The organism is Streptomyces sp. NPDC051104 (assembly GCF_040682835.1).
In the GTDB taxonomy this organism is placed as follows: Bacteria; Actinomycetota; Actinomycetes; order Streptomycetales; family Streptomycetaceae; genus Streptomyces; species Streptomyces cynarae.
Map to the genome: position 1 here is coordinate 21578 of NZ_JBFBBS010000059.1, position 6000 is coordinate 27577.

7 protein-coding genes are annotated in these 6000 nt (G+C 69.5%); 3 read left to right on the forward strand and 4 right to left on the reverse strand.

The features are described from left to right. Positions 1-259: 259 nt before the first annotated feature. Positions 260-634 carry a hypothetical protein gene (locus AB0N14_RS36770; protein WP_366030055.1) on the forward strand — a complete coding sequence of 125 codons (375 nt, stop codon included), beginning with the start codon at positions 260-262 and terminating at the stop codon, positions 632-634. 124 nt (positions 635-758) lie between these two features. Here AB0N14_RS36770 and AB0N14_RS36775 read toward each other — a convergent pair whose 3' ends face one another. The 3 genes from AB0N14_RS36775 to AB0N14_RS36785 all read right to left on the reverse strand — a co-directional run bounded on the left by AB0N14_RS36775 (position 759) and on the right by AB0N14_RS36785 (position 3087). Further along, entirely contained in the window at positions 759-1079 is a 321-nt protein-coding gene (locus AB0N14_RS36775; RefSeq protein WP_366030057.1) for an SCO5918 family protein, read from the reverse strand. Positions 1080-1212: 133 nt separating this feature from the next. After that, positions 1213-2703, reverse strand: a complete 1491-nt coding sequence (locus AB0N14_RS36780) for a DEAD/DEAH box helicase (protein WP_366030059.1) — start codon at positions 2701-2703, stop codon at positions 1213-1215. Positions 2704-2883: 180 nt separating this feature from the next. Next, positions 2884-3087, reverse strand: coding sequence for a cold-shock protein (locus AB0N14_RS36785; protein ID WP_028799214.1), 204 nt, complete (start codon positions 3085-3087; stop codon positions 2884-2886). Positions 3088-3891: 804 nt separating this feature from the next. On the opposite strand from AB0N14_RS36785, the gene AB0N14_RS36790 reads away from it, so the two are divergent. Together AB0N14_RS36790 and AB0N14_RS36795 are read left to right on the forward strand one after the other, a co-directional pair. Beyond that, positions 3892-4143, forward strand: a complete 252-nt coding sequence (locus AB0N14_RS36790) for a hypothetical protein (RefSeq protein WP_366030061.1) — start codon at positions 3892-3894, stop codon at positions 4141-4143. Positions 4144-4154: 11 nt separating this feature from the next. Continuing rightward, a complete protein-coding gene (locus AB0N14_RS36795) occupies positions 4155-5339 on the forward strand; it encodes an SPFH domain-containing protein (protein WP_366030062.1) in 1185 nt (394 codons plus the stop codon). 248 nt (positions 5340-5587) lie between these two features. Here the strand turns inward: AB0N14_RS36795 and AB0N14_RS36800 are convergent, their stop codons facing one another. Further along, positions 5588-5881 (reverse strand): winged helix-turn-helix domain-containing protein, encoded by a 294-nt coding sequence (locus tag AB0N14_RS36800; protein ID WP_366030063.1) that lies wholly within the window; start codon positions 5879-5881, stop codon positions 5588-5590. Positions 5882-6000: the final 119 nt, after the last annotated feature.

Genomic DNA, 6000 nt, shown 5'->3' on the forward strand with positions numbered 1-6000 from the left:
ACCTGCGTACTTCGTATTCAGCTACCCGCCAGTTCGTGTCTGGCGGGTCTTGTTCGACCGCGTCTACGAGATGAAGCTTACCCAGGCCGGGAGCCAAAGTCTACTGCGGCAACAGCAGATTTCATCCTTCTGGCGGAGGAAGAACGCTGCGGTGACCGGCCCTCATCGGTTGGCCGGGAGTCGCCTCCTGTCGCCCGCGCAACCACTTCACGCCGTGCGGGCGGTCCCAGTACGGGTGGGCCGAATAAGCTCTGCTGTCATGTCGAACCCTGATGAGCTGCTCGTCGCCATCTCCGCCGCGGTGGAGTCCGAGCGAAGCAATCAGATGTCGCTGACCGTGGTCGTCGGCGGTGCCGTCATCACCGGCCGGCTGGCTCCCGAGGCCGTGTGGAGGGAGCGGGTGGCGGAGGTTCTGAAGGACTCGGACCGTCTCGGCCCGTTCTCGGACGTCTTCACCCGCGGCCCGCGAGGGAACCGGCCCGGTCGTGGCGAGGCGCCCACGCACCTGCACTTCCATCTCGCCCGGATCCTCCAGGGCAGCCTCGGGATCCCCGAGACGGGCGGCATGTACCGAGTCGCGATCAAGGACGTCAGCGCTTGGACCGTAGGCGATCTCAGCTACGTCGACCGGTGAGTGTCTCCGCCCCCGTTGCCCGGTCAGCGGATTCCGAGCGGACGGCGACACAGCGGTGGGGGCCCTGCCGACGCGCGTCGGCAGGGCCCCCACCGGGGGTCTGAGGGCGGTTTCCCGCCCCTCCTCATACCTCCCCGGGGTCGGCGCCGCCGAGCAGTGCCGACGCGACCTGGAGCGGAGTGGGACCGCCCACGCCCACGGGCGCGGCCTGGGGGCGGTCGTGGCAGGTGAAGCCGAGGCGCGTCATGGCCCGCCTGACTTCGCCGGCGGTGAAGTCACGCGGGTCCTGTCGCGTGATCACCTGGCCCACCTGCCTGACGGGGTAGCGGCGGCGGCCGATGGTCACGGACTCACCGGTGACGAGCTCGGGTCTGACGCCCTTCATCGAGGCCAGCACCCCCGTCCTGGTCAGGTCGAACGGGTACCGGGCGATGACACAGCGCATGATGCCTCACAGGGGAGAAGTCGCGGGGGGGGGGGAAGGAGAAGGGGCTGCCCGGGGCGAGGGATCAGCGCGAGAGGGCGAGGACGGCCGGAACCCGGCCGTATTCATGCGGGGCTCCGAGGACTGCGCCTGCTCAAGCTGCCGAGTCGTTGCCGGGCCGCCGCTGTGCCCTGCGGCGCACGCCCGCGCCGACGGGTCGGCCCTGGCCGGTGCGGCCGCGACGGTCCCGGGACGGCGAAGAGTCGCGGCGGGTGCGTTCCACGACAGGCGCGGTGATGACCACCGGGACCCCGGAGGGCGCCTGGGCGCCTGTGATGCGGCTCAGCTCCGCCTCGCCCGAGCGGACCGGGGTGATGTGCGGGGTGATGCCGGCCGAAGCCATCAGCCGGGTCATGCCGCGGCGCTGGTCGGGGGTCACGAGGGTGACCACGCTGCCGGACTCCCCGGCGCGGGCCGTACGGCCGCCACGGTGCAGATAGTCCTTGTGGTCGCTGGGCGGATCCACGTTGACGACCAGGTCGAGGCTGTCGACGTGGATGCCGCGGGCCGCGACGTTGGTGGCCACCAGGACGGTGACGTGACCGTCCTTGAACTGTGCCAGGGTCCGGGTGCGCTGCGGCTGGGACCGGCCACCGTGCAGGGCCGCGGCGCGGACACCGCTGTTCAGCAGGTGCTTGGTCAGCCGGTCCACGGCGTGCTTGGTGTCCAGGAACATGATGACCCGGCCGTCGCGGGCCGCGATCTCGGTGGTCGTGCGGTGCTTGTCCGCGTCGTGCACGTGGAGTACGTGGTGCTCCATCGTGGTGACGGCACCGGCCGACGGGTCGACGGAGTGGACCACCGGGTCGGTCAGGTAGCGGCGGACCAGCAGGTCGACGTTGCGGTCCAGGGTGGCCGAGAACAACATCCGCTGGCCCTCGGGGCGCACCTGGTCGAGCAGGGCGGTGACCTGGGGCATGAAGCCCATGTCGGTCATCTGGTCGGCCTCGTCGAGCACCGTGACGTCGACGTCGTCGAGCCGGCAGTCGCCCCGGTCGATGAGGTCCTTGAGCCGACCGGGCGTCGCGACGACCACCTCCGCGCCGGTCCGCAGCGCACCGGCCTGCCTGCCGATGGACATCCCGCCGACGACGGTGGCGAGCCGCAGGCTCACGGAGCGGGCGTAGGGAGCGAGCGCGTCCGTGACCTGCTGGGCCAGCTCACGGGTGGGGACGAGGATCAGGCCCAGTGGCCGGCGCGGCTCGGCGCGCCGGCCCGCCGTACGGGCCAGTACCGCGAGGCCGAAGGCGAGGGTCTTGCCCGACCCGGTGCGGCCGCGACCGAGTACGTCACGGCCGGCCAGGGAGTTCGGCAGGGTCGCCGCCTGGATCGGGAACGGCACGGTCACGCCTTCATGGCCGAGCGTGGTCAGCAACATCTCCGGCATGGCGAGATCGGCGAACGACTCGACAGCGGGCAACGCGGGCGTGACTGTCTTCGGCAGCGCGAACTCGCCCCCCGCCGGCGGGCGGTTTCCGTAACCGTTGGAGCGGCGCGGAACGCCGGAGCGGCCCGCGGCGACACCTCCTCCGAAGCGGTCGTATGTGCGATCGGTGCGTGCGCGAGTGGAGCGGGTGCGGTTCATGTGGAACCTTCCTCGATGCGGGCACGTATCAAGGAATTTCCGCAGCAGAGTGAGCGGCGCAGAGAATCGCGAGAACGGGCCGAAAATGACAGGGTCGAATCACCCTGGTAGTAAAGCGAGCTGGGGCCCGCACCCCAAGGTGCGGGCCCCAGCTGCGAAGTATGCGTCAGCGCCGGTGCATCAGGCAGGAACGATGTTCTCGGCCGTCGGGCCCTTCTGGCCCTGCGCGATGTCGAACGACACCTTCTGGCCTTCCAGCAGCTCGCGGAAGCCCTGGGTGGCGATGTTCGAGTAGTGGGCGAAGACGTCGGCGCCGCCGCCGTCCTGCTCGATGAAGCCGAAGCCCTTTTCCGCGTTGAACCACTTCACAGTGCCAGTAGCCATTTTGTTTCTCCTTCGGGGACGGTGTACAGGAATACGCCTTGTGCGCATTCCGTGTCGCCGTGATGATCAGCCGTCGGAAAAACCTTCTGGCAACCACACCTGCAACTGATGACGACAGTAGCACGTCGGTGTCGGCCCTGCGCGCTAAATAATTCTGCGCCGCCTGTGGTCGCAGGAATATTTATCGTGCGCCGCATCGATTTCTTACGTCGCGACCACAGCTATTGGTTACCGGGGGTGCAGTGTTGCGGTCGAGCGTTTCCGCTCACAGCGCTGTGACCTCCTGCGAAGGTCTGTACGTGGCCGCTGTAGTCATCGGCGGACGGGATACCGACGAGCGCGCCGGGACGCCGGAACGGAGACGAAGGCCACACGGCGGGCTGGGCGGGCGAGACACCCGCGCCGGGGCGGCGTTGTTCTGCGCCACTCTGCCGCTCCGGCAGGAAGGCTGACGGGCGGCCGCGGGGACCTGGGCCCCGTCGTGGGGGCGCTTGAACGCCTTCAGGGCGAGCCGCCTTCGCCAGTGCACACGGAGACGAGATCCCGGCAAGCAGCTCCGCCGGTCCGCAGACGGTGCTGAGCGTCGGCACCTCGGCCTGCAGCCGGCCGTCACCGCCACCGACGGCCTTCGGCCCCACCCCTGTCGTGCCCGGTCGCGGCCGTATGGACAGCGGGGTCGGATCGGCCGACCGGAACGGCGCCCGATCAGCCCGCGCGCGGGCCATGTCGTCCCACCCGTTGGGTCCCCGGCCCTCCTGGGTCTATCGTCGGAATTCCGGGGCCAGACGAGGAGGACGGCCGGTGATGCCGCAGGACGAGGCCGTGATCGGCTGCACGGGGAAGGTACTCGTCGGAACTCGCGGATCCGCGGGCCCCGGCGAGATCCTGGTACAGGTCAGAGGCGGCTCCGAGACCTTCCTCGCCTGGTCGGAGGATCCCCTGCCCAGGGGGGCGACGGTGCTCGTGATCGAATCACGTGGATGCCGCGAGGTCGGCGTCATCGAGTGGGTGGATCCATTGGACGCGCTCGGCGGCGACACCGCCGACGCCGGTTGAGGAGTACAAGCATGTTCGGATACCGCGTACCCGCTCCCGACGAGGCGATGTTGATCTCGGGAGGTCGGCGGGGACTGGGGGGCGCGCCGTTCCGAGTGGTGACGGGGCACGGGAAGTTCGTGCTGCCGGTCTTCCGGAAGGTCCGTTTCCTCACGCTGTCGATGTGCGAGTCCGAAGTCACCGAGACCTGTGTGACCCGGCAGGGCATCGCGCTGCACGTCCGCGCGGTCATCGCCTTCAAGGTCGGCAACGACCACGAGAGCATCATCAACGCCGGCCAGCGGTTCCTCAGCGACCAGGACCAGATGTCGGTGCTCACCGGCCGCATCTTCGCCGGCCATCTGCGGGCCATCATCGGCTCCATGACGGTCGAGGAGATCGTGACCGAGCGGCAGAAGCTCGCCGCCGAGGTCCTGGACACCTCGAAGACGGAAATGGCGAAGATCGGCCTGATCGTGGACTCGCTGCAGATCCAGTCGATCGACGACGGCGACACCGGCTACATCGACGCGATGTCCGCGCCGCACAAGGCAGCCATCCAGCGGCAGGCGCAGATCGCCCAGGCGCAGGCCACCCAGGCCGCGGTCGAGGCGGAGCAGGCGGCGGCCCGCAAGCAGGCCGAGTACGCCCGGCAGACCGCCATCGTCAAGGCCGAGTACTCGGCCGAGGTGGACCGCGCCCAGGCGCAGGCCGCACAGGCCGGACCGCTGGCGCAGGCGCACGCCCAGCAAGAGGTGCTCGCCGCCCAGACAGAGCTGGCTCAGCGTCAGGCCAAGCTGCGCCAGCAGCAGCTGGTGGCCGAGGTCGTGAAGCCGGCGGAGGCGGAGGCCGAACGGGTCAGGATCCTCGCCGCCGCCGAGGCGCAGCGCATGAAGATCCAGGCGGAGGCGGCGGCCTCCTACGACCGGGTCGCGCTCGACCGGATGCTGATCGACCAGCTCCCGCAGATCGTGAAGGAGGCCGCCGGCGGCCTGGCCGGCGCCAACGTCAACGTACTGAACGGCGCGGACGGCCTCGGTGAGATCGCTGCCGGCCTGGTGTCCCAGGGCCTGACGATCCTCGACTCGGTCCGGCACAACCTGAACGGCCAGGACGCAGGCGACCGCCGCCCCGAGGAGAGCAAGGACAACGGCCTTCTCCAGTTGCACGGGAGCAAGGAGAGGAAGCCGAACGACGGTCCGGTGGACGTCGACTAGTACTAGTGCTGTGACCGCAAGGCTTGACCGGGTCCTGTGACAGCCCAGGCGGCGGCGACCAGGGGGACGGTGGAGATCAGTGCGGCGGATGCAGGCGCCGATGGTGAGTTCCCCGGGACTGGACCAGACGGGGACCGAACGCGACGCAGTAGCCGAAGGACAGCGCGGGCCGGTGCCGGCGGGCCGCCGCACGGTCAGGTGTACGGCACGGGGCCGCTGGACTACCTCCGGCCCGTGCCGTTTGGCTGTCAGTAGAGGTTCAGGTAGTTCTGCCAGCCGGCGCCGACCTTGATCCGGGCGCCGAACGTGCCGCTGTCGTGGCCGGGGTTGACCCGGACGTTGCCGGCGGAGTCGCGTTCCAGCAGGTCCGCCTTGCCGTCACCGGTCACGTCGCCCACGCCGATGATCGTGTTGTATCCCTGCCCCCAGTCGGCGAAGACCTCCTTGCGGACCGCCTGCCACGTCGCCTCCTGCCATGCGGTGATCGCGTCCTCGTCGCGTTCGGCGGCGGGCCGGGCGGGCATCTGCGCGCTGAAGCCCATAGGTGCAACAGCCGGGTGACACCGGAGACGCTGTAGACACCTCAGGTGTTTAGCGCGTCAAGCGGCTTCGGCTAGTTCGAAGGGAAAGGCGGTCTGTTCGTCGAACAGTTCGGTGTGCT

Coding starts and splice junctions, on each gene's coding strand:
- AB0N14_RS36785 (WP_028799214.1), bottom strand. CDS start 3,087: ATGGCTACTGGCACTGTGAAGTGGTTCAACGCGGAAAAGGGCTTCGGC.
- AB0N14_RS36800 (WP_366030063.1), bottom strand. CDS start 5,881: ATGGGCTTCAGCGCGCAGATGCCCGCCCGGCCCGCCGCCGAACGCGAC.
- AB0N14_RS36775 (WP_366030057.1), bottom strand. CDS start 1,079: ATGCGCTGTGTCATCGCCCGGTACCCGTTCGACCTGACCAGGACGGGG.
- AB0N14_RS36770 (WP_366030055.1), top strand. CDS start 260: ATGTCGAACCCTGATGAGCTGCTCGTCGCCATCTCCGCCGCGGTGGAG.
- AB0N14_RS36795 (WP_366030062.1), top strand. CDS start 4,155: ATGTTCGGATACCGCGTACCCGCTCCCGACGAGGCGATGTTGATCTCG.
- AB0N14_RS36780 (WP_366030059.1), bottom strand. CDS start 2,703: ATGAACCGCACCCGCTCCACTCGCGCACGCACCGATCGCACATACGAC.
- AB0N14_RS36790 (WP_366030061.1), top strand. CDS start 3,892: ATGCCGCAGGACGAGGCCGTGATCGGCTGCACGGGGAAGGTACTCGTC.